This window comes from Gluconacetobacter aggeris (genome assembly GCF_014174395.1).
GTDB lineage: Bacteria > Pseudomonadota > Alphaproteobacteria > Acetobacterales > Acetobacteraceae > Gluconacetobacter > Gluconacetobacter aggeris.
Map to the genome: position 1 here is coordinate 24,622 of NZ_JABEQD010000006.1, position 21,962 is coordinate 46,583.

General features: G+C 64.6%; 19 protein-coding genes and 2 tRNA genes. All 21 read right to left on the reverse strand.

Features of this window, described 5'->3' with window-relative positions; genetic code table 11:
• Positions 1-154: 154 nt before the first annotated feature.
• The gene (locus HLH36_RS10220; protein ID WP_182986294.1) at positions 155-1,801 is read right to left on the reverse strand and encodes a ribonuclease J; all 1,647 of its coding nucleotides are present in this window, start codon (positions 1,799-1,801) and stop codon (positions 155-157) included.
• A gap of 267 nt (positions 1,802-2,068) precedes the next feature.
• Positions 2,069-2,854, reverse strand: a complete 786-nt coding sequence (locus tag HLH36_RS10225) for a biotin--[acetyl-CoA-carboxylase] ligase (protein ID WP_338030429.1) — start codon at positions 2,852-2,854, stop codon at positions 2,069-2,071.
• Positions 2,851-4,275: an NADH-quinone oxidoreductase subunit NuoN gene (gene nuoN / locus HLH36_RS10230; protein ID WP_182986295.1), complete on the reverse strand. Its 1,425-nt coding sequence runs from the start codon at positions 4,273-4,275 to the stop codon at positions 2,851-2,853. Before nuoN ends, HLH36_RS10225 begins: the two co-directional genes overlap by 4 nt.
• 23 nt (positions 4,276-4,298) lie before the next feature.
• Positions 4,299-6,239 carry an NADH-quinone oxidoreductase subunit L gene (nuoL, locus tag HLH36_RS10235; RefSeq protein WP_182986296.1) on the reverse strand — a complete coding sequence of 647 codons (1,941 nt, stop codon included), beginning with the start codon at positions 6,237-6,239 and terminating at the stop codon, positions 4,299-4,301.
• A gap of 7 nt (positions 6,240-6,246) precedes the next feature.
• A complete protein-coding gene (gene nuoK, locus HLH36_RS10240; protein ID WP_012227311.1) occupies positions 6,247-6,570 on the reverse strand; it encodes an NADH-quinone oxidoreductase subunit NuoK in 324 nt (107 codons plus the stop codon).
• On the reverse strand, positions 6,567-7,331 hold the full coding sequence (locus HLH36_RS10245; RefSeq protein ID WP_182986297.1) for an NADH-quinone oxidoreductase subunit J: 765 nt from the start codon (positions 7,329-7,331) through the stop codon (positions 6,567-6,569). The genes nuoK and HLH36_RS10245 overlap by 4 nt, the downstream gene beginning before the upstream one ends.
• A 60-nt stretch (positions 7,332-7,391) precedes the next feature.
• Positions 7,392-7,880: an NADH-quinone oxidoreductase subunit NuoI gene (gene nuoI / locus HLH36_RS10250; protein WP_114727207.1), complete on the reverse strand. Its 489-nt coding sequence runs from the start codon at positions 7,878-7,880 to the stop codon at positions 7,392-7,394.
• Positions 7,880-8,905, reverse strand: a complete 1,026-nt coding sequence (gene nuoH, locus HLH36_RS10255; protein ID WP_182964068.1) for an NADH-quinone oxidoreductase subunit NuoH — start codon at positions 8,903-8,905, stop codon at positions 7,880-7,882. The genes nuoI and nuoH overlap by 1 nt, the downstream gene beginning before the upstream one ends.
• A gap of 6 nt (positions 8,906-8,911) precedes the next feature.
• On the reverse strand, positions 8,912-10,978 hold the full coding sequence (gene nuoG / locus HLH36_RS10260; RefSeq protein WP_182986298.1) for an NADH-quinone oxidoreductase subunit NuoG: 2,067 nt from the start codon (positions 10,976-10,978) through the stop codon (positions 8,912-8,914).
• Positions 10,979-10,983: 5 nt separating this feature from the next.
• A complete protein-coding gene (gene nuoF / locus HLH36_RS10265) occupies positions 10,984-12,309 on the reverse strand; it encodes an NADH-quinone oxidoreductase subunit NuoF (RefSeq protein WP_182986299.1) in 1,326 nt (441 codons plus the stop codon).
• 14 nt (positions 12,310-12,323) lie between these two features.
• Positions 12,324-12,962 (reverse strand): complex I 24 kDa subunit family protein, encoded by a 639-nt coding sequence (locus tag HLH36_RS10270; protein ID WP_182986300.1) that lies wholly within the window; start codon positions 12,960-12,962, stop codon positions 12,324-12,326.
• Positions 12,963-12,967: 5 nt separating this feature from the next.
• Entirely contained in the window at positions 12,968-14,218 is a 1,251-nt protein-coding gene (locus HLH36_RS10275) for an NADH-quinone oxidoreductase subunit D (protein WP_182986301.1), read from the reverse strand.
• Between the two features lie 52 nt (positions 14,219-14,270).
• Complete coding sequence (locus tag HLH36_RS10280) at positions 14,271-14,882, reverse strand: NADH-quinone oxidoreductase subunit C (protein ID WP_408871879.1); 612 nt, start codon at positions 14,880-14,882, stop codon at positions 14,271-14,273.
• A gap of 46 nt (positions 14,883-14,928) precedes the next feature.
• Positions 14,929-15,504, reverse strand: a complete 576-nt coding sequence (locus HLH36_RS10285) for a NuoB/complex I 20 kDa subunit family protein (RefSeq protein ID WP_182964074.1) — start codon at positions 15,502-15,504, stop codon at positions 14,929-14,931.
• 36 nt (positions 15,505-15,540) lie between these two features.
• Positions 15,541-15,906, reverse strand: a complete 366-nt coding sequence (locus HLH36_RS10290; protein ID WP_182964075.1) for an NADH-quinone oxidoreductase subunit A — start codon at positions 15,904-15,906, stop codon at positions 15,541-15,543.
• Positions 15,907-16,192: 286 nt separating this feature from the next.
• Positions 16,193-16,269 (reverse strand) — tRNA-Asp (locus HLH36_RS10295).
• 113 nt (positions 16,270-16,382) lie between these two features.
• A tRNA-Val gene (locus HLH36_RS10300) sits at positions 16,383-16,457 on the reverse strand.
• 77 nt (positions 16,458-16,534) lie between these two features.
• Positions 16,535-16,819, reverse strand: coding sequence for an HU family DNA-binding protein (locus HLH36_RS10305; protein ID WP_012227333.1), 285 nt, complete (start codon positions 16,817-16,819; stop codon positions 16,535-16,537).
• Positions 16,820-16,990: 171 nt separating this feature from the next.
• Complete coding sequence (lon, locus tag HLH36_RS10310) at positions 16,991-19,372, reverse strand: endopeptidase La (RefSeq protein WP_246376723.1); 2,382 nt, start codon at positions 19,370-19,372, stop codon at positions 16,991-16,993.
• 345 nt (positions 19,373-19,717) lie between these two features.
• A complete protein-coding gene (gene clpX, locus HLH36_RS10315) occupies positions 19,718-20,977 on the reverse strand; it encodes an ATP-dependent Clp protease ATP-binding subunit ClpX (RefSeq protein WP_114727217.1) in 1,260 nt (419 codons plus the stop codon).
• Positions 20,978-21,185: 208 nt separating this feature from the next.
• Positions 21,186-21,824, reverse strand: coding sequence for an ATP-dependent Clp protease proteolytic subunit (locus HLH36_RS10320; protein WP_182964078.1), 639 nt, complete (start codon positions 21,822-21,824; stop codon positions 21,186-21,188).
• Positions 21,825-21,962: the final 138 nt, after the last annotated feature.

Sequence of the window (21,962 nt, forward strand, 5' to 3'; positions counted from 1 at the left end):
ATGCCGGGTCAGGGCTCATAAAGTGCGGCCACCCAATCCGGAGAGACGCCGGGTTTAGGGAAAAAACGTCCGGGGCCGGCAGGAAGGACGACGCACCTTTCTGCCGCAACCCTCCCCCGGTCTCCCCTCCTGGGGGCGCCTCTTCCGAAGAGGCCTAGACCCGCAGCAGATGGACATCGACCAGCGGCCGCTTCTGCAGTTTCCGCCCCAGCGCACGACGCAGCGCCGTCTTCGCCGCCTCGCGGAACGTATTGTCGTCCCGGCGCAGTTCGTCGGGGATCTCATCCAGCGCATTGCCGAATTCTTCGGTCAGGCGGGAGGTCTCGGGGTCTTCGGGGTCCAGCAGTCCGGGCGCGCTCACCTTCGGATCGCCGATCAGATAGCCCTCGTCATCCACCGCGAAGCTACCCATCACGATGCCGTTGAACAGCATGCGCCGGCGCGCCGCGAGCACACCGCCATTCATCGGCAGCAGCCGTCCCCCATCCAGCACCAGCCGGCCGGTCGGGGCGGTATCCACCACCTCGACCGCGCCCGGCGCCAGGTTCAGGATATCGCCATCCTCCAGCAGGATCGGCAGCACGCCCTTTTCGCGCGCGATGGCGGCATTGGCCGTCAGGTGGCGCCATTCGCCATGCACCGGCACCGCAAAGCGCGGCCGCACCAGGTCGAACAGCCGCCGCACATCGCCGCCCGTGGCATGGCCGGACACATGCACCAGATGGTCACGATCGGTCAGCACCCGCACGCCACGCCGGGTCAGATTGTCCTGCACCTGCATGACCGCCTGCTCGTTGCCCGGGATCATGCGGCTGCTGTAGATGACCGTATCCCCCTCGCCCAGCGAAATGTTGGGGTGGCTGTCGCTGGCAATGCGCGACAGGGCCGAACGCGGCTCGCCCTGGCTGCCGGTGATGATCATCACCACCTCGTCGTCGGGCAGCGAATTGGCTTCCTGCTCGGACAAAAAGGGCGGCACATCGGCCAGATAGCCGCATTCCCGCGCCGACACGTCCAGATTGCGCAGCGAACGGCCGACGATCACCACCGACCGGCCGGCCGCCTGCGCCGCCTTGGCGATGGTCTCGATGCGGGCCACGTTGCTGGCAAAGCAGGTCACGGCAATGCGCCCGCTCAGCGAACCGATCAGGTCGGTCATGCTCCGCCGCACGTCGAATTCCGACGCCGACGGCCCCTGGGTCATCACATTGGTGCTGTCGCAGACCATGGCCAGCACACCCTCGTCGCCCAGGGCTTCGAACGCCGCGACATCGGTGGGCGGCCCCACCATCGGCTGCGGGTCGAACTTCCAGTCGCCGGTATGCACGATAATGCCGTGGGGCGTGCGCAGCACCACCGCCTGCGCCTCGGGCACCGAATGCGTTACCGGGATGAAGCGCAGGTCGAACGGCCCGACATTGAAGGCGCCGCCGGGCGCGATGACATGGATCTTCACCTGCTGGGTCAGATGCGCCTCGCCCAGCTTGCGACGCAGCACCGAGGCCGCGAAAGGCGTGGCATAGATCGGGCAGCCCAGGCGCGGCCACAGATGGGCGACCGCGCCCAGATGGTCTTCATGCGCATGGGTGATGACCAGCCCTGCCAGATCGGCCTTGCGCTCGACGATGAAGACCGGGTCCGGCATCAGGATCTCGGCTTCCGGCGTGTCGTTGCCGGAAAACCCGATACCGCAATCAATGGCCAGCCAGGTGGACCCCAACCGGTAGAGATTCAGATTCATGCCGATCTCGCCCGTTCCGCCCAGGGGCAGAAAGGCCAGACCATCATTGGTGTCGCTCATAACCTATCCTTTTGTACCAACACGAATCATGACGGGAAAACAGTCCCTTCATGGGAATATGCATATCGGGATGGTCCGCATGGCCTGCGATGGGCCTGCCGACATCTCTCCCTTTGCGGACAGCAATCCTGTCCATCTGACTCCAACGCCCCACCTGGGGGCAATCCCGCCGCATCCGGCCGCGCGGTCCCGTGGGATCGGAGCCGGGAACAAGCCTCCCGCTCGACGATCATCGGACCCGTGCGACCCTAAAACCCAGACCGGCTGTCAGGTTCCCGTGCCGCCCGACGCCCCGGCGGCGTCGCGGTCCAGCAGCAGGATCTCGCCGGTCGAAATCCGTTTCAGCCCGTCGGCGCAGTGCAGCAGGAGCATCCCCTGCTCGTCCAAGCCGACGAACGAACCTTCTACCTGCCCGCTTTCGCCGCGCACCACAAGTCTGGTGCCCGGCGGATGGGCGCGTTCCAGCCATGCCGCACGCAGCGAAGCGAAGCCCTCGGCGCGCCACACCGCCTGCCAGCGGTCCAGCTCGGCGCAGATCGCACGGGCCACGATCTCGGGGTCCGGAGCCGTTCCATAGGCGGCGACGCAGGCCAGGCTCCGTCCGGTAATCGACGGCACGGCCCGCAGATTGGCCCCGAACCCGATGACCAGCCAGCGTCCCGTGGCATCGCTCCCACGCTCGATCAGGATGCCGGCGGTCTTGCAGCCCGCCAGCAGCAGGTCGTTGGGCCATTTCAGCCGCAACTGCGCCGGATCGTGAATCCACGGCAGGATCGCCCCGTAAAAGGCCAGACTGGCCACGAACGGCCACAGCCCCACCGCGCCATCCGCCTCCGCGGGGCGCAGCAGGACCGAGAATGCCAGATTGCCACCCGGGTCCTGCCAGTCGCGGCCCCGGCTGCCCCGGCCACGGGTCTGGCGACGGGCCATGACCGCCAGTCCCGCCTCCACCCCCTCGCCCGCCCGCGCGATACAATGATCGGAGGTCGAGCCCAGCTCGTCATGGACCTCGAGGCGCCAGGCGGTCGCCCCCGGCGCCAACGCCACCGTCACCTGAACAGGGCCTGTGCCGCAGCCTGGGCCGCGGTCGAAACCGGACCCAGCACGACCAGGAACCCGGCCGTCGCAACTCCCATCCCGATCGAGACGAAGGACAGCGACAGCGGCCGCCGGTCGAGAGGCGCCGCCGCCCCATCGAAGAACATCACCTTGATGATACGCACATAATAATAGGCACCGATCACGCTGCTGATGACACCAACCGCCGCCAGCCCGAACAGATGAGCATTGATCGCGGCATAGAACACCATCAGCTTGCCGAAGAACCCGGCCAGCGGCGGCGCTCCCGCCATGCTGAACATGAAGATCGCCATCGCGGTGGCCAGCCCCGGATCGGTACGGCCCAGCCCGGCCAGGTCGGCGATCCCGGTCACCGCGCGCCCCTTGCGGCGCATGGCGATGATCACGGCAAAAGCCCCGACATTCATCAGCAGATAGGTGGTCAGATAGACCAGCGTGCCGCGCATGCCCTCTACGGTCCCCGCCGACAGGCCCATCAGCGCATAGCCCATATGGCCGATCGAGGAATAGGCCATCAGCCGCTTGATATCGGTCTGCGGAATGGCGGCCAGCGACCCGAACAGCATCGAGACGATCGCAATGGCCTCGACCAGGATCTGCCATTGCGGCGCGACGTGGCCGAACGGCCCCGCCATCACCCGCAGCAGCAGCGCGAAGGCCGCGATCTTCGGCGCACCGGCCATGAAGGCCGTCACTGGGGTCGGCGCGCCCTGGTACACATCAGGCGTCCACATATGGAACGGCACCGCCGACAGCTTGAAGGTCAGCCCCGCCAGCATGAACACGATGCCGATCATCAGCCCCATCGGCACGGCGGAGGTGGCGCTGAGCGCCGTCTGGATGGCGCCATATTCCATTGTGCCGGCAAAGCCATAGACCAGCGCCGAACCATAGAGCAGCAGGCCCGAGGCCAGCGACCCGAGCACGAAATATTTCAGCCCCGCCTCGGCCCCCCGCACATCGTCCCGCGCAAAGGCGCAGAGGATGTAGATGGCCAGCGACGACAGTTCCAGCCCGATGAACAGCGTCATCAGATTACCCGACGACGCCATCATCATGGTACCCAGCGTCGAGAACAGCAGCAGGACCGGGAATTCGAACCGCTCCACCTTCAGGTCCCGCGCGTAGCCCACGGTCAGCATCGTCGCCAGCGCCCCGCCTGCCAGGCTGAGCAGCTTCATGAAGCGGGCAAAGCTGTCATTGATGAAGATATGGTTGTAGCCGGTCCCGTCCGGCGACATCACGACCAGGAACGCGGTCAGGACGAAGGCGCCGATCGTCAGCATGGAGCAGGCGAGGAACGGCTGCCCCTTCTTCTGCACCACCCCGAAGACGAGGATCGCGAGGCCGCACAGTGCCAGGACGATTTCCGGCAGAGCAAGTGTCCAGTTCATCGGTTCAAACCCGTTCCCGGAGATCAACGGAAGACCAGCAGGGTGGAGACGAGCACCACCAGGCCGATCAGCATCGTGAAGGCATAGATCGCGATCGAACCGGTCTGGGTCCGCACCGCCTGGGCGGCGGTACCCGCCGTCATCCGGGCCAGACCGTGGGGAATCCCCTCGATCACCTCTTCGTCCACGCCTTTCCACAGCAGGTTGGCAAGCGCCCGATACGGCCGGACGAACAGATGGTCATACAGCTCGTCGAAATACCATTTGTTCAGCAGGAACAGGTAGATCGGCCGCAGGCTGGTCGCCAGCGACACCGGAATGGCAGGGCTGGCCACGTAACACAGATAAGCGACCAGAATACCCAGCACACCCGCAAAGGTCGGCACCAGCGCGATCAGTTCCGGCGTCTGTTCCAGCGTCGCGATGATGGTATTGCCCGGCGCATTCACGATCGCCCCGTTCCAGAAGGCGGCCTGGCCCGCGCCGACATAGTACGGCGCCAGCAGCAGCCCGGCCAGCACCGCGCCCATCCCCAGCAGGACCAGCGGCAGCGTCATCCAGGCCGGGCTTTCATGCGCGCCCTCATGCAGGTGCGCATCGCGCGGCGCGCCGTGGAAGACCAGGAAGATCAGGCGCCAGCTATAGAGCGCGGTGATGAAGGCGGTAACGCAGCCCAGCGTCCAGCCATAGAAGCCGAGGCTGCTATGGGCCATCCACGTCGCTTCGAGGATCGCGTCCTTCGACCAGTAGCCGGCGAAGGGGAAGATGCCGGCCAGGGCCAGGCTGCCCACCCACATCGCGCCGTACGTCAGCGGGATCTTCTTCCACAGTCCGCCCATGCGGAACATGTTCTGCTCGTCATGCACGGCATGGATCACCGAGCCCGCGCCCAGGAACAGCAGCGCCTTGAAGAAGGCATGCGTCGTCAGATGGAACATCGACGCCTGATAGGCCCCGGCCCCGACGGCCATGAACATGTAGCCAAGCTGCGAACAGGTCGAATAGGCGATCGTGCGCTTGATATCCGGCTGCACCAGCCCGACCGTGGCGGCAAAGAAGCAGGTCGTCGCCCCGATGAAGAGGATGAAGCCCTTGGTGTCGGGCGCGAATTCCACCAGCGGCGACATACGCGCCATCAGGAACACGCCGGCGGTCACCATGGTCGCGGCATGGATCAGGGCCGAAACCGGCGTCGGGCCTTCCATCGCATCCGGCAGCCAGGTGTGCAGGAAAAGCTGCGCCGACTTGCCCATCGCACCGATGAACAGCAGCAGGCAGATCGTCTCGTAGATCCGGTGCGTGCCGAACAGCGTATAGGTGTCGTCGCCATGCGCCGGTACCAGCGCGAAGATATTGTCATAGGTGACCGAGCCGAACTCGACGAACAGCAGCGCGATACCGACCATGAAGAACAGGTCGGCCACACGATTGACCACAAAGGCCTTGATCGCGGCGGCACAGGCGCTCGGGCGGTCGTACCAGTAGCCGATCAGCAGATAGCTCGCGAGGCCCACGCCCTCCCACCCGAAGAAGAGCTGGATCAGGTCGTTCGACGTCACCAGCATCAGCATGGCGAAGGTGAAGAGCGAGAGATACGAGAAGAACCGATAGGTCGGGGTCGTCTCATGCCCCATGTAACCGATGCTGTAGATATGCACGAGGGCCGAAACCGCGGTCACCATGGCGACCATCGACAGCGACAGCGTATCCAGCCGCAGCGTCCAGGCGGCATGGAAGCTGCCGGCGCGGATCCAGTCCGCCAGTTGCACCACGACCGGCATGCCGCCGGCATGCATCGCGGTGAGCAGCGCCCCGCTGCCGCACAGGGCCGCGATCACCATGACGGACGTGGTCAGCGCCTTGGCCGGCCCGTCGCCCATCATCCGCCCGAACAGGCCCGCCACCATGCAGGCGAACAGGGGTCCGAGGACCGCGATCTCGAAAAGGGTAGATGCCGTTTGCATGGCCCGCTCAGCCCTTCATCATGGTGATGTCTTCGACCTCGATCGAACCGCGATTGCGGAAATAGACCGTCACGATCGCCAGCCCGATGGCGGATTCAGCCGCCGCGATGGTCAGGACGAACAGGGTAAAGACCTGCCCGGACAGATCGCCGAGCGCGGAAGAAAACGCGACGAAATTCAAATTCGCCGACAGCAGGATCAGTTCGATCGACATCAGGATGATGATGACGTTCTTGCGGTTCAGGAAAATGCCGAACACACCCAGAACCAGCAGGATGGCACTGACCGTCAGATAGGGTCCGATGCCGATGCTTCCCAATCCGCCGGTCATTGCGCCAGCCCTCCATGATTCTCGGTGCCGTGCCCGCCCCGCCGGGTCTCATCGACCGGTCTGCCCTGGGGCACGGGCTCTTCCGTCACCCCGTACGACCCCGGAACCGACGCGATGTAGTAGGAATGTTCCGGCCGGCGGAAACCGCCATTGGCCGCCACGCCCTGCCCCAGGGGCACGGTCATCATGGCCAGCGTATCCGCCGCCGTGCGTTCGTGCTGCCGGTCGATATTCTGCCGCCGCCCCATCGGCCGTTCGCGCAGCGTCAGCACGATGGCGCCGATCATCGCAACCAGCAGCACCAGGCCGCACGCCTCGAACAGGAAGACGTAATGCGTGTACAGCACGTCACCCAGCGCCGCGGTATTGGTCCGCCCCGGCGCCGCCACCACATGCGGCACGGACCCGATATCCTCCGCCACCTGCCAGTGGCTGAAGGCCAGCGCCAGTTCGGCCAGCAGCACCAGCCCCACCGCCGCCCCGAAGGGCGCGTAACGCTGCAATCCTTCCCGCATCTGCGCGAAGCGGACATCGAGCATCATCACGACGAACAGGAACAGCACCGCAACGGCGCCGACATAGACGATGACCAGGATCATCGCGAGGAATTCGGCCCCCGCGACCAGGAACAGGCCCGCGGCGTTGAAAAAGGCCAGGATCAGGAACAGCACGGAGTGAACGGGATTGCGCGCGCTGACCACCATTCCGGCCGACAGGACCAGTACCGTCGCGAACACGTAGAAGACGATTTGGGTCATCATCGGTGACCTTCCTGCCGCATGGCTCTTTTCTCCCGCTGCCGCACTGTCCCGGCCTCTCCCTCAACGATAGGGCGCATCGAGTTCCAGCCGCCGTGCCAGGACACTTTCCCAGCGGTCGCCGTTGGCGAGCAGCTTGTCCTTGTTGTACATGAGTTCCTCGCGCGTCTCGGTCGCGAACTCGTAGTTCGGCCCCTCGACGATCGCATCGACCGGGCAGGCTTCCTCGCACAGGCCGCAATAGATGCACTTCGTCATGTCGATGTCGTAGCGCGTGGTGCGCCGCGACCCGTCGTCGCGCGGTTCGGATTCGATCGTGATCGCCTCGGCCGGGCAGGTCGCCTCGCACAGCTTGCAGGCAATGCAGCGTTCCTCGCCGTTCGGATAGCGGCGCAGCGCATGTTCGCCACGGAAGCGCGGCGAGAGCGGCCCCTTTTCGTATGGATAGTTGATCGTCACCTTGGGTTTGAAGAAGGCCCGCAGCGTCGCTCCCATGCCGGCCACCAGTTCGGCCAGCAGGAAGGAACGGACCGTCCGGTCAAGATACCCCATCAGCTCGCTCCTCCCTGGGGCAGCAGCCCGGTGGCCAGCAGGAAGCCCGCCGTCAGCACCATCCACACCAGCGAGAGCGGGAGGAACACTTTCCATCCCAGCCGCATCAACTGGTCGTATCGGTAGCGCGGGAATGTCGCGCGCACCCAGATGAAGACGAACAGGCAGAACAGGATTTTGGCGATCAGCCACAGCGGCCCCGGTATCCAGGTAAAGGGCGCGATCCCGATCGGCGGCAGCCAGCCACCGAGGAACAGGATGCTGACCATCCCCGACATCAGGAACATGTTGGCATATTCGCCAAGGAAGAAGAGGCCGAAGGCCAGCGCCGAATATTCGACGAAAAAGCCGGCCACCAGTTCACTCTCGCCCTCGGGCAGGTCGAACGGCGCGCGGTTGGTTTCCGCCAGCGCCGAGATGAAGAAGATGATGAACATCGGAAACATCGGCAGGCAGAACCAGACATGGCGCTGCGCCAGCACGATATCGTTCAGGTTCAGGCTGCCCACCGCCAGCAGCACCGACACGATCACCAGGCCGATCGACACCTCATACGACACCATCTGCGCCGCCGCGCGGAGGCCGCCGAGGAAGGCATATTTCGAATTCGACGCCCACCCCGCGATCAGCACGCCGTAGACACCCAGCGAGGAGATGGCGAGCAGGTAGAGAACCCCGACATTGATATTGGCCACCGCCCAGCCGTCATTGGTGGGAATGACCGCCCAGGCGGTCATGGCCAGCGAAAAGGTTAGGAACGGCGCGAACAGGAACAGGAACCGGTTGGCCCCGGACGGAATCACGGTTTCCTTGGTGATCATCTTGATCGCGTCGGCGAAGGCCTGCAGCACGCCGAATGGGCCGTTGACGTTCGGCCCCTTGCGCAGTTGCATCGCCGCCATGACCTTGCGTTCGGCCAGCGTCAGGTAGGCCACGCCCAGCAGAAGCGGCACCAGAACGGCCAGCGCCTCGAGAACCGTCAGGATCACCTGGCCGATCAGTGTGTGCAGAAAGAAATGCGCCACGTCGCCTTACTCCGCCGCCACGGTCCGGGGATGGACATAGATCCGCGAACACTCACCCATCGTCGGGCTGGCCCGGCAGATCGGGTCCGTCTGATAATAATCGTCGAAGACCGGGCGAAACGGCGCCGACGACACCGCACCGCCACCCGTCGGCCCCGGCAGCGCCGACGCGTCCACCGCATCCAGCCCGCCAATCACCCGGAAGACCGGATTGACCGTCGCCAGCCGCTCCCGCAGCATCTCCACCGTGTCATAGGGCAGCGTGTGGCCCACGACCTCGGAAAACGCGCGCAGGATGCGCCAGTCCTCGCGCGCCTCGCCAGGCGGCATGACCGCCCGGAACGACCGCTGGACCCGCCCCTCGGTATTCACATAGGTGCCGGACTTCTCGGCATAGGTCGCACCGGGCAGGATCACATCCGCCCGCGCCGCCGCCGCATCGCCATGATGGCCCTGATAGATGACGAACGTGTCCGGCCCGATCTGCGCGGTATGGAACTCGTCCGCCCCCAGCAGCCACAGCACGTCGACGCCGCCGCTCATCATTCCGGCGGCGCTGCGCCCGCCCTTGCCCGGCACCAGCCCCATATCCAGCCCGGCGACGCGGCTGGCCGCGCGATGCAGGACATTGAAGCCGTTCCACCCAGCCCCGATCGCCCCCGTCTCGGCCGCCAGCGCCCAGGCCGAAGCCAGGATCGCCCGCGCATCCGGCCGCGTCAGCGCGCCATGCCCGACGATGATCATCGGCTTCTTCGCCGCCTTCAACACCTCGGCGAAAGGATGCATGCCATCCCGCAGGGCTGCCAGCACCTCAGGCCCCTCGCCCAGCAATTCCGCCTTGTAGGTCGGGTCCGCCGTCGGCGCGCCGATCAGCCCGATCGGGAACCCACCCCGGCCCGCCGCAAGGAAACGCTTGCGGATACGCGCATTCAGCACCGGCGCCTCCTGGCGCGGGATCGACCCCACGATCAGCAGCGCATCGGCATCCTCGATCCCGGCAATGGTGGTGCCGAACGTGTAATAGGCCCGGTGCGACAAATCGTAATCCGCGCCATCCTGGCGGCAGTCGATATTGGGCGAACCCAGCGCCGTCATCAGGTCCTTCAGCGCCAGCATGCTCTCGGCATCGCACAGATCGCCGGCAATGGCGCCGATCCGATCCCCCGGCACGCCGTCCAGCCGGCGACCGATGGCCACGAACGCGTCCTGCCACGAAACCGCCTGCAACTTGCCGTGGACCCGCACCCAGGGCCGGTCCAGCCGGCGATGCTTCAGCCCATCGACCGAGAACCGCCCCTTGTCCGCCAGCCATTCCTCGTTCACCGCGTCATTGACGCGGGGCACGGCCCGCAACACGGCGCTGCCGCGCACATGCAGGCTGATATTGGTGCCCACCGCATCGCTGACATCGATCGAGTCCGTCCGCTTCAGCTCCCACGGCCGGGCGGTGAAGGCATAGGGCTTGGAGGTCAGGGCTCCCACCGGGCAGATGTCGATCAGATTGCCCGACAGTTCGGAGGTCAGCGCCTTCTCGACGTAATTGGTGACTTCCATGTTCTCGCCGCGCGAGACCGCGCCCAGCTCGGGCACGCCCGCGATCTCGGTCGCGAAACGGATGCAGCGCGTGCACTGGATGCAGCGCGTCATCACGGTCTTGACCAGCGGGCCGAGATATTTGTCCTTCACCGCGCGCTTGGCTTCCTGATAGCGCGAGTGATCGGCGCCATAGCCGAACGCCTGGTCCTGCAGATCGCATTCGCCACCCTGATCGCAGATCGGGCAATCCAGCGGATGGTTGATCAGCAGGAATTCCATCACCGCCCGCCGCGCCTTGCGCACGATCTCGGTGTCGGTCAGGATTTCCATCCCTTCCGCCACCGGAAAGCCGCAGGACGCCACCGGCTTGGGCGCCCGCACCACCTGCACCAGGCACATGCGGCAATTGCCCGCGACCGACAGACGTTCATGGAAACAGAAGCGCGGAATTTCCTTGCCGGCCGCCTCGCACGCCTGCAGCGCGCTGGACCCGTTGGGAACGTCGACCACGATCCCGTCGACGGTTACCTTCACCATCGCCCTTACTCCGCCGCCACAGGAATACCGAGCGGCACCTGCGTGATCCGCCCACCGCCATGGGCCGCCTTGTAGGCCATGATCCGCTCTTCCATCACCGGGCGGAAATGCCGGATCAGCCCCTGGATCGGCCACGCGGCCGCGTCACCCAGGGCGCAGATCGTGTGCCCCTCGACCTGGCGCGTCACCTGTTCGAGCATGTCGATTTCCTCGATCTCCGCCCGCCCCTCGACCATCCGGTTCATCACCCGCATCATCCAGCCGGTGCCTTCGCGGCACGGCGTGCACTGGCCGCAGCTCTCATGCTTGAAGAATTGCGAAAACCGGGCGATCGCCTTGATGATGTCGGTGGATTTGTCCATCACGATCATGCAGGCGGTGCCCAGGCCCGACCGCTCGGCGCGCAGGCTGTCGTAATCCATCAGCACCGTCTCGCAGACCGACGCCGGCAGTACCGGCACCGAACACCCGCCGGGGATCACCGCCAGCAGATTGTCCCAGCCGCCGCGCACCCCGCCGCCATGCTTCTCGATGATCTCCTTCAGCGGCACGCCCAGCTCTTCCTCGAACACGCAGGGCGTGTTCACATGGCCCGAAATGGCCATCAGCTTGGTGCCCGCATTGTTCGGCCGCCCCAGCGCCGAGAACCACGACGCCCCGCGCCGCAGGATGGTGGACGACACCGCAATGCTCTCGACATTGTTGACCGTCGTCGGGCAGCCATACAGGCCCATCGCCGCCGGAAAGGGCGGCTTCATGCGCGGCTGCCCCTTCTTGCCTTCCAGGCTTTCCAGCAGCGCGGTCTCCTCGCCGCAGATATAGGCGCCGGCACCGCGATGAATGTAGAAATCGAAATCCCAGCCCGACCCGGCGGCATTCCTGCCGATCAGCCCGGCCGCATAGGCCTCGTCGATCGCGATCTGCAGATGGCGCGCCTCATTGAAGAACTCGCCGCGGATATAGATATAAGCCGCATGCGCCCCCATCGCGAACGACGCGATCAGTGCGCTCTCGATCAGCTTGTGCGGCTCATGCCGCAGGATCTCGCGATCCTTGCAGGTCCCCGGCTCGGACTCGTCGCCATTGATGACCAGGTAATGTGGGCGTCCGTCCGAATTCTTCGGCATGAACGACCATTTGACACCCGTCGGAAAGCCCGCCCCGCCCCGGCCACGCAGGCCGGAGCCCTTCATCTCGTTGACGATGGCGTCCCGGCCACGCGCCAGGATCTCGGCGGTGCCATCCCAGTCGCCGCGCTGGCGCGCGCCAGCCAGTCGCCAGTCATCCTGACCGTACAGGTTGGTGAAGATCCGGTCCTTATCCTGCAACATGCCGTCTCTCCCCCTCAGCCCTGCTTCGCCGGACTGTCCGTCAGCGTCCTGCGCCCACCTTCCGGTGCCGAATTCATCCGGTCGATCGTCGGCCCGGGCGTCGGGCGCTCGCCACGACGCAACGCCTCGATCAGCTCGATCGTGCGCGGCCCGTCCAGATCCTCGTAGAAATCATCATCAACCTGCAGGATCGGCGCGTTGGCGCAGGCGCCCAGGCACTCCACCTCGGTCAGGGTAAACAGCCCGTCGGCGCTCGACTGGCCGAACCCCGAAATCCCGGTCGCCTTCTTGCAGGCCGCGACCACATCGTCAGAGCCACGCAGCCAGCACGAAGTCGTGGTGCAGACCTGAAGATGATACCGCCCGATCGGCCTGGTATTGAACATCAGGTAGAAGGTCGCCACCTCATAGACACGGATCGGCGCAACCTCCAGCCGGCGCGCGATCTCGTCCATCGCCACGCGCGGCACCCAGGCGCTGCCCGTCTGCCGGCTCATCTGCTTCTGTACGACATACAGAAGCGGGAGCGTGCCGCTGGCCTTACGCTCGGGCGGATATTTGGCCAGGATCGCCGCAATCTGCTCTTCGCTCTCGGCATCGAAAGCAAAGCTGGCGGGTTGTTCGATCTGATCGATGGGGGAATGAGCGGACATCTCTGTCACCTGTCTATCTCGCCGAACACCAGGTCCAGCGACCCGATGATCGCGACCGCGTCGGCCAGCATGTGGCGGCGCGACATCTCGTCGATCGCCTGCAGATGGGCAAAGCCCGTGGGCCGGATCTTGCACCGGTAGGGCCGGTTGCTGCCGTCCGCGACCAGATAGACCCCGAATTCGCCCTTGGGGCTTTCGACCGCAGTATAGGTCGCGCCCGGCGGCACGTGGTACCCTTCGGTGAACAGCTTGAAATGATGGATCAAAGCTTCCATCGACCGCTTCATCTCCCGGCGCGGCGGCGGGGTGATCTTGTGGTCCTGGATCTTGACCGGCCCCGGCCTGATCTGCGCCAGGCACTGTTCGACGATCTTCACGCTCTCGCGCATCTCCGCCACGCGCACCAGATAGCGGTCGTAACAGTCGCCCTGGCGCGTGACGGGGATGTTGAACGTCACCTTGTCGTAATTGTCATACGGCTGCGCACGGCGCAGATCCCACGGCACGCCCGATGCGCGCAGGCAGGGGCCGCTGAACCCCCAGGCCAGCGCCTGCTCGGTGGTGAACACGCCGATCCCGACCGTCCGCTGCTTCCAGATCCGGTTGTTGGTCAGCAGCGTTTCCAGATCGTCGATCCAGCGCGGGAACTGCCGCGCCCATTCCGCGATCCGCTCTTCCAGCCCCGCCGGCAGGTCGCGTGCCACGCCGCCCGGACGGAAATAATTGGCATGGAAGCGCGCACCCGACGCCGCCTCGTAGAACTCGATCAGCTTCTCGCGCTCTTCATACCCCCACAGCGCCGGGGTCAGCGCGCCGCAATCGAGCCCGAACGAGGTCAGGTTCAGGATATGGTTCAGGATGCGCGTCATTTCGGCGAACATCACGCGAATCCATTTCGCGCGGTCGGGGATCTCGATCCCCAGCAGCTTCTCCGTCGCCAGCGCGAAAGCCTGCTCCTCGCACATCGGCGAGACGTAATCGAGCCGGTCGAAATACGGCAGCGCCTTGGGATAGGTCTTGTATTCGATCAGCTTCTCGGTGCCGCGATGCAGCAGGCCGATATGCGGAATGGCGCGGGCGACGACTTCGCCTTCCATCTCCAGCACCAGCCGCAGCACACCATGGGCCGACGGATGCTGCGGGCCGAAATTCAGGGCGTGGGAATCGATCTCCACGGTCCGGATTTCCGCCTTGGCGGCCGCGTCAGCCGACAGCAGCTCTTCCGGAATATCCTCGTGAAGGACAATGTCGCTCATCGTCCGCTCTCCCTCACCTTGCGCGCCCTCGCCATATGCCTGGATGGTCCCGTCATCGCGGCAACTTCAGTCCCTGGCGGGATTCATGCGCCTTCTCGTCGCCCGGCAGGGTCAGGATGCCCTCCCACGGCGATTCGAAATCGAAATTGCGGAAATCCTGCGTCAGCTTCACCGGCTCGTAGACCACCTGACGGCGATCCTCGTCGTACCGCATCTCGACATAGCCGGTCAGCGGGAAGTCCTTGCGCAGCGGATGCCCCTCGAACCCGTAATCGGTCAGGATGCGGCGCAGATCCGGCTGGCCCGAGAACAGGACCCCGAACAAATCGTAGCACTCGCGCTCCCACCACGTGGCACAGGGCCACAAATGATGCACCGACGGCACCGGATTCGTCTCATCCGTGGTCACGATGACGCGAATCCGGTGGTTACGCGTCACCGACAGCAGGTTGTAGACAACCTCGAATCGCTCCGCCCGCGCCGGATAATCGACACCGCACAGATCCATCATCTGTTCGCAGGCATAGCGCGGATCGTCGCGCAGCAACCCCATCAATGCCAGCAACCGGTCGCGGCTGGTCCGCACGACCAGTTCGCCATCCTCGATCGCGGCGGAATGGATGCCCGGCACGCTCGTCGACAGCGCGAAGGCCAGGGACCCCAGCGCGCCACGTGACTGGGCCTGCTGGGTCGTCAGTTCGGTGCCCGGTTCAGCCACGGAGAATCGTCCCTGTCCTGCGGATTTTCTTCTGCAATTGCAGGATACCGTAGATCAGCGCCTCGGCCGTCGGCGGGCAGCCGGGAACGTACACGTCCACCGGCACGATCCGGTCGCATCCGCGCACCACGGAATAGGAATAATGGTAATAGCCGCCGCCATTGGCGCAGGACCCCATCGAGATCACCCAGCGCGGTTCGGCCATCTGGTCATAGACGCGGCGCAGGGCCGGTGCCATCTTGTTGGTCAGGGTCCCGGCCACGATCATCACGTCCGACTGGCGCGGCGACCCGCGCGGAATGATGCCCATCCGGTCCAGGTCATAGCGCGGCATGTAGGCGTGGATCATTTCCACCGCACAGCAGGCCAGCCCGAAGGACATCGGCCACAGGCTGCCGGTGCGGCCCCAATTGACCAGCTTGTCGAGGTTGGCGACGACGAACCCCTTCTCGGTGATCTCGCCGGTAATCCCCTTGATGACGGCATCCTGCTCCGGCCCCGGGGGCAGCATGTCCCGGTTCCAGGCGATCGCGCCCTGTCCGTCACCTGTCGCATCAGCGATACTCATGCCTCGTCTCCTCCCCTTGCGCGATCCCAGCGCCGCTCAATCCCAGTCCAGGGCGCCCTTGCACCATTCATAGATGAACCCCACCGTCAGAATGCCCAGGAACCCCATCATCGACAGAAAGCCGAACAGGCCGATCCGCGACAGGCTGACCGCCCAGGGGAAAAGAAAGGCGACTTCGAGGTCGAAGATGATGAACAGGATCGCCACCAGATAGAACCGGACATCGAAACGATGCCGCGCATCGTCGAACGCCTCGAACCCGCATTCATAGGCCGAGACCTTCTCGGCATAGGGCTTCTGATGACCGAAGAGCAGGGAGCTTCCCAGCATCGCGCCGGCGATCACCACCGCCAGAACACCGAAAACCAGAACTGGAAAATAATCCGCAAGAACGGAATTCATGGCGCATCTCCCTGACTGATGGCCCGCTTGCCGCGGGCGTCATGACGAACAGGGCGTCGTCATGGTCAGGAGGTTAGACCCATCGTCCGGATGCGACCAGACCGCGACGCGCCATCGGGGGATGAACATTCCCGTGATGATGAATATGCTACGCGGATATGCGCGTTAGGGACGACCTGTCTTTTCCCGGGCTAAAATATTGGAAGCCGGGCCAGCCCCGATTATTGGGAAGATGCACCTTTAACAGGTGCCATGCGGTCGATCATTACTAATGATGAAACGACCATGGCGCGAGTGACGGGGCTCGAACCCGCGACCTCCGGCGTGACAGGCCGGCGCTCTAACCAACTGAGCTACACCCGCGAAGGCGTGAGGCGGTGTTTAACCATGCAGCCGGGACGCGTCAACCAGACGATTGTCATTTTGTCCGGTATCCCGACGAAGCAGGACAGTCATCCGGCACCGGGCCGGCATCATGGTGGGCGATGACGGGATCGAACCGCCGACCCTCTCGGTGTAAACGAGACGCTCTACCGCTGAGCTAATCGCCCCAAGACAAGGCTGGCCCGCCAGGGCCAGCCGGGGAACAGGCGGACAAGCCCCCCGCTCCGATCATATCAGCGCGTGATCAGCTCACGGCTTCCTTCAGGTTCTTGCCCGGCTTGAAGCGAACCGAGGTCGAAGCCGGAATGTCGATTTCCTCGCCGGTGCGGGGATTGCGGCCCTTGGCTGCCTTGCGGGTCGCCGTCACGAAGGTCCCGAAGCCCACCAGACGGACTTCCTGCTTCTTCGACAGGGCCTTCTCGATCGCGCTGAACACGGCGTCGACCACTTCGCCGGCCTTCGCCTTGGGCAGATCGGCATCATCGGCCACAGCGGCGACGAGTTCCTGCTTGTTAAGTGGCTTCTCCATTTTACGCCTTTCTTTCTCTGTGCACGCGCCGGAACCGAGCTCCCGCCAACGCCGCATTGGCCCGCACTATGCAGCCGTTTTTTGCCGCGTCAACCGAGCACACCGCCCGGATCAGCCGAAAATCCGGCCAAACCGGGGGGTTGGTGCCATTTTGACACAATCAATGCGGTGTCAATGCGGCAGGGACGCAGCAGCCATTCCCGTTGCAGGGGCCGGGCTGGCCACCGCATCTTCCGACTCCTGGCTCCATTCGATCGGCTCGGGGCGCCGGGCCAGGGCCTGGCCGATGACGTCGTCGACATGGGAGACGGGAATGACGCGCAGCCCCTTCTTCACCGTGTCGGGAATATCGACCAGGTCCTTCTCGTTGTCCTTGGGGATGAAGACCGTCTTGATGCCCGCCCGGTGGGCGGCCAGCAGCTTCTCCTTCAGCCCGCCGATGGCCAGCACGCGGCCGCGCAGCGTGATCTCACCCGTCATCGCCACGTCGCGCCGCACCGGAATGCCGGTCAGCACGCTGACCAGCGACGTCGCCATCGCAATGCCGGCCGACGGCCCGTCCTTCGGAGTCGCCCCCTCGGGCACATGCACATGCAGGTCCCGCTTCTCGAACAGGGTCGGCTTGATGCCGAAGGTCACGGCCCGGCTACGGACATAGGACAGGGCCGCCGCAACGCTCTCCTGCATCACGTCGCCCAGCTTGCCCGTCTGCTTGATCGCCCCCTTGCCCGGCACCATCACGCTCTCGATGGTCAGGATCTCGCCCCCGACCTCGGTCCAGGCCAGGCCGGTCACGACGCCGACCATGTCCTCGGCCTCGGTCTCGCCGTAGCGGAACCGCTTCACGCCCGCGTATTTTTCCAGGTTCTTGCGGGTGATCGCCACCTTCTTGGCCTTGCCGGTCACGATCTCGCGCACCGCCTTGCGGGCCAGGGTCGCGATCTCGCGCTCCAGGTTCCGCACGCCGGCCTCACGCGTGTAGCTCCGCACCAGCTCGCGCAGCGCATCATCGCTCACCGACCATTCGTCCGCCTTCAGGCTGTGGGCCTCGCCCTGCTTGCCCAGCAGGTGACGCTTGGCGATCTCGACCTTCTCGTCCTCGGTGTAGCCGGACAGGCGGATGATCTCCATGCGGTCCAGCAGCGGCTGGGGCATGTTCAGGCTGTTGGCGGTGGTGACGAACATCACATCCGACAGGTCGTAATCGACCTCGAGATAATGGTCCGCGAAGGTCCCGTTCTGCTCCGGGTCCAGCACCTCCAGCAGCGCCGAAGACGGATCACCGCGCCAGTCGGCCCCCAGCTTGTCGATCTCGTCCAGCAGGAAGAGCGGGTTGGAGGCCTTCGCCTTCTTCATCCCCTGGATGATCTTGCCGGGCATCGAGCCGATATAGGTCCGCCGATGGCCGCGAATCTCGGCCTCGTCACGCACGCCACCCAGCGACATGCGCACATAATGGCGCCCCGTCGCCTTGGCGATCGACCGCGCGAGCGAGGTCTTGCCCACGCCAGGCGGCCCCACCAGGCACAGAATCGGCCCCTTGACCTTCTGCGCCCGGCTCTGGACCGCCAGATATTCCAGGATACGCTCCTTGACCTTCTCCAACCCGTAATGGTCCGTATCGAGCACCTTCTCGGCCTCGGTCAGGTCGCGGCGCACCTTGGACCGCTTCTTCCACGGCAGGCTCAGGATCCAGTCCAGATAGTTGCGCACCACCGTCGACTCGGCCGACATCGGGCTCATGGCGCGCAGCTTCTTCAGCTCCCCCATCGCCTTGTCGCGGGCTTCCTTGGGCAGGCGGGCCTTGGCGATCTTTTCCTCAAGCTCGGCGGTCTCGTCCCGACCTTCCTCGCCCTCACCCAGTTCCTTCTGGATCGCCTTCAACTGCTCGTTCAGATAGTACTCGCGCTGCGTCTTCTCCATCTGCCGCTTGACGCGGTTGCGGATGCGCTTTTCCACCTGCAGGACGCCGATCTCGGCCTCCATATGCGCGAACACACGCTCCAGCCGGGCATTGACGCCCGGGATCTCCAGGATCTCCTGCTTTTCGGCGATCTTCAGGTTCAGATGGCTGGCGATCGTGTCCGCCAGCTTCGACAGATCCTCGATCTGGTTCAGCGAAACCAGGACCTCGGGCGCGATCTTCTTGTTCAGCTTGATATATTGCTCGAACTGCGAGACCACGGTGCGCCCCAGCGCCTCGCCCTCGTTATCGGCCGCGGGCTCCTCGGTCACCGGCGTGATCTCGGCCTCGAAATGCCCGTCGATATCGTGCAGCGCGGTAATCCGCGCCCGGCGCACCCCCTCGACCAGCACCTTCACCGTGCCGTCGGGCAGCTTGAGCAACTGCAGGATCGTCGAAACCGTGCCGTAGCGATAGATATCGTCCGCCGCCGGATCGTCCTGCGACGCGTTCTTCTGCGCGACCAGCAGGATCTGCTTGTCATGCTTGGTCACCGCCTCCAGCGCCCGGACCGATTTCTCGCGCCCGACGAACAGCGGCACGATCATGTGCGGAAAGACGACGATATCGCGCAGCGGCAGCACCGCCATCGTCTCGGAATCGGCAATCCCCACCCCTTCCACATCGGAGTCGGCGGCGGTCAGGGGCAGATCCTGGTTCTCGTCCGCGGCGGAGGGGCCGCTCTCGGGACGATCAGAATCGGGTCGGATGGATTTGGGCATATCGTGTGACCTCCTGAAGGACGATCGCGGGCGGGCGCCCATTCGCGGCACGCCCCGCCCAGTGTGTCGCTGACGCGATCACGGACAACATCATGTCGTCATTCGGGGCCGCCACGGCAAGCCCCCGGACGATGGAGACGCGTCGCCCGCACGGGGCCACCGCCCCCGATGCGGGACGGCAGTCCCGGAGAAAAGGCCAGGGCGAACAGTCGGTCAGGCCGACTGTTCAGCGGGCTTTTCCTTGCCATAGACATAGACCGGGCTGGTCTTGTTCTCGGCGACCTCCTTGTTGATCACCACTTCCTCCACATTCTCCAGCCCGGGCAGGTCGAACATGGTGGATAGCAGGATACTCTCCATGATCGCGCGCAGGCCGCGCGCGCCGGTGCGCCGGGCGATCGCCCGCAACGCCACCTGCTTCAGCGCATCCTCGGTGAAGGTCAGCTTGACCCCTTCCATCTGGAACAGGCGGGCATACTGCTTCACCAGCGCGTTCTTCGGCTTGGTCAGGATCTCGATCAGCGCCGCCTCGTCCAGATCCTCCAGCGTCGCCACCACCGGCAGACGGCCGATGAACTCCGGGATCAGGCCGAATTTCAGCAGATCCTCAGGCTCGACATCGCGCAGGATCGCACCCGTGCGCCGCTCGTCGGGCGACTGGACATCCGCGCCGAAGCCGATGCCCGAGCCCTTGCCGCGCGCACCGATGATCTTGTCCAGCCCGGCAAAGGCACCACCGCAGATGAACAGCATGTTGGTGGTGTCCACCTGCAGGAATTCCTGCTGCGGATGCTTGCGCCCGCCCTGCGGCGGGACGGAAGCCACCGTCCCTTCCATGATCTTCAGCAGCGCCTGCTGCACGCCCTCGCCGCTGACGTCGCGCGTGATCGACGGATTGTCGGACTTGCGCGAGATCTTGTCGATTTCGTCGATATAGACGATGCCCCGCTGCGCCCGCTCGACATTATAGTCGGCAGCCTGGAGCAGCTTGAGGATGATGTTCTCGACATCCTCGCCGACATAGCCCGCCTCGGTCAGCGTGGTCGCATCGGCCATGGTGAAGGGCACGTCGAGAATCCGCGCCAGCGTCTGCGCCAGCAGCGTCTTGCCCGATCCGGTCGGCCCGACCAGCAGGATGTTCGACTTCGCGATCTCGACGTCGTTGTTCTTCTGGCTGTGGGCCAGGCGCTTGTAATGGTTATGGACCGCGACCGACAGCACCTTCTTCGCGTGGAACTGCCCGATCACGTAATCGTCCAGAACCTTGCAGATCTCCTTGGGAGTCGGCACGCCATCGCGCGACTTCACCAGATGCGTCTTGTGCTCCTCACGGATGATATCCATGCAGAGTTCGACGCATTCGTCACAGATGAAGACAGTCGGACCAGCGATCAGCTTCCGGACCTCATGCTGCGACTTGCCGCAGAACGAGCAATACAAGGTGTTCTTGGAATCGCTGGACTTGTTATTCATAACCGCTCCTACCCCCGGAATGCCAGGCCGCGTGCCGCCCGAACCGGGGTCGAAAATCTTGACTCAGGACAGGCCTTCCATCAAGCCCGCCCAAGCCGGCGGGTTGCGCCGAACAGAAAAAAGCGCCCCCACCCCTCATGCCCCCGATCTGAAGCCCGAAGATTTCAGGTCAAAAACATTAAATAAATCAATATATCGCCGTCCGGTCTCAGCTTTTGGCCGCAACCGTCGTCGCATGATTGCGCACCACCTCGTCCACGATGCCAAAGGCCAGGGCCTCGTCAGCCGACATGTAGCTGTCGCGCTCCAGCTTGCGTTCGATCTCCTCGAGCGTCTGGCCGGTATGGGTTTCGTAGATCTCGTTCAGCCGCTGGCGGATCGTCAGGATCTCCCGCGCCTGGATCTCGATGTCGCTGGCCTGCCCCTGTGCCCCGCCCGAAGGCTGATGCACCATGACCCGCGCGTTCGGCAGGGCGAAGCGCCGCCCTTTCTCGCCACCCGCCAGCAGCAGCGACCCCATCGAGGCCGCCTGGCCGATGCACACCGTGCTCACCGGGCTGCGGATGTACTGCATGGTGTCATAGATGGCCAGGCCGGCCGACACCACGCCACCCGGGCTGTTGATGTAGAACGAGATCTCCTTGGTCGGATTCACGCTCTCCAGATACAGGAGCTGCGCCGACACCAGGGCAGCCACCTGATCGTAGACCGGTCCGGTCAGGAAGATGATCCGTTCCTGCAACAGGCGGGAATAGATATCGAAAGCCCGCTCCCCGCGCGAGGTCTGCTCGACCACCATGGGTACTAGGGCGTTGCTGAAGATCTCCACGGGATCCCGATCCCTCATAGTCTCATTCCCGTTCCTGAAAACGCGAAGACCCGACTCACCATCCCCGGCGGCGCCTGAGCGTCCATCGGGGAAGGTGGCCGGGTCGTTCCCCGGTTACCTCACACAAGATAGAGATAAACCGGGCGGATACCACCC

Excerpts from the sequence above, each read along its gene's own strand:
- HLH36_RS10220 (WP_182986294.1), bottom strand. The coding sequence starts at position 1,801 with ATGAGCGACACCAATGATGGTCTGGCCTTTCTGCCCCTGGGCGGAACG.
- nuoN (WP_182986295.1), bottom strand. The coding sequence starts at position 4,275 with ATGAACTGGACACTTGCTCTGCCGGAAATCGTCCTGGCACTGTGCGGC.
- nuoL (WP_182986296.1), bottom strand. The coding sequence starts at position 6,239 with ATGCAAACGGCATCTACCCTTTTCGAGATCGCGGTCCTCGGACCCCTG.
- nuoK (WP_012227311.1), bottom strand. The coding sequence starts at position 6,570 with ATGACCGGCGGATTGGGAAGCATCGGCATCGGACCCTATCTGACGGTC.
- HLH36_RS10245 (WP_182986297.1), bottom strand. The coding sequence starts at position 7,331 with ATGATGACCCAAATCGTCTTCTACGTGTTCGCGACGGTACTGGTCCTG.
- nuoI (WP_114727207.1), bottom strand. The coding sequence starts at position 7,880 with ATGGGGTATCTTGACCGGACGGTCCGTTCCTTCCTGCTGGCCGAACTG.
- nuoG (WP_182986298.1), bottom strand. The coding sequence starts at position 10,978 with ATGGTGAAGGTAACCGTCGACGGGATCGTGGTCGACGTTCCCAACGGG.
- nuoF (WP_182986299.1), bottom strand. The coding sequence starts at position 12,309 with ATGTTGCAGGATAAGGACCGGATCTTCACCAACCTGTACGGTCAGGAT.
- HLH36_RS10270 (WP_182986300.1), bottom strand. The coding sequence starts at position 12,962 with ATGTCCGCTCATTCCCCCATCGATCAGATCGAACAACCCGCCAGCTTT.
- HLH36_RS10275 (WP_182986301.1), bottom strand. The coding sequence starts at position 14,218 with ATGAGCGACATTGTCCTTCACGAGGATATTCCGGAAGAGCTGCTGTCG.
- HLH36_RS10285 (WP_182964074.1), bottom strand. The coding sequence starts at position 15,504 with ATGAGTATCGCTGATGCGACAGGTGACGGACAGGGCGCGATCGCCTGG.
- HLH36_RS10290 (WP_182964075.1), bottom strand. The coding sequence starts at position 15,906 with ATGAATTCCGTTCTTGCGGATTATTTTCCAGTTCTGGTTTTCGGTGTT.
- HLH36_RS10305 (WP_012227333.1), bottom strand. The coding sequence starts at position 16,819 with ATGGAGAAGCCACTTAACAAGCAGGAACTCGTCGCCGCTGTGGCCGAT.
- lon (WP_246376723.1), bottom strand. The coding sequence starts at position 19,372 with ATGGCGGTGCTGCCGCTGCGCGATATCGTCGTCTTTCCGCACATGATC.
- clpX (WP_114727217.1), bottom strand. The coding sequence starts at position 20,977 with ATGAATAACAAGTCCAGCGATTCCAAGAACACCTTGTATTGCTCGTTC.
- HLH36_RS10320 (WP_182964078.1), bottom strand. The coding sequence starts at position 21,824 with ATGAGGGATCGGGATCCCGTGGAGATCTTCAGCAACGCCCTAGTACCC.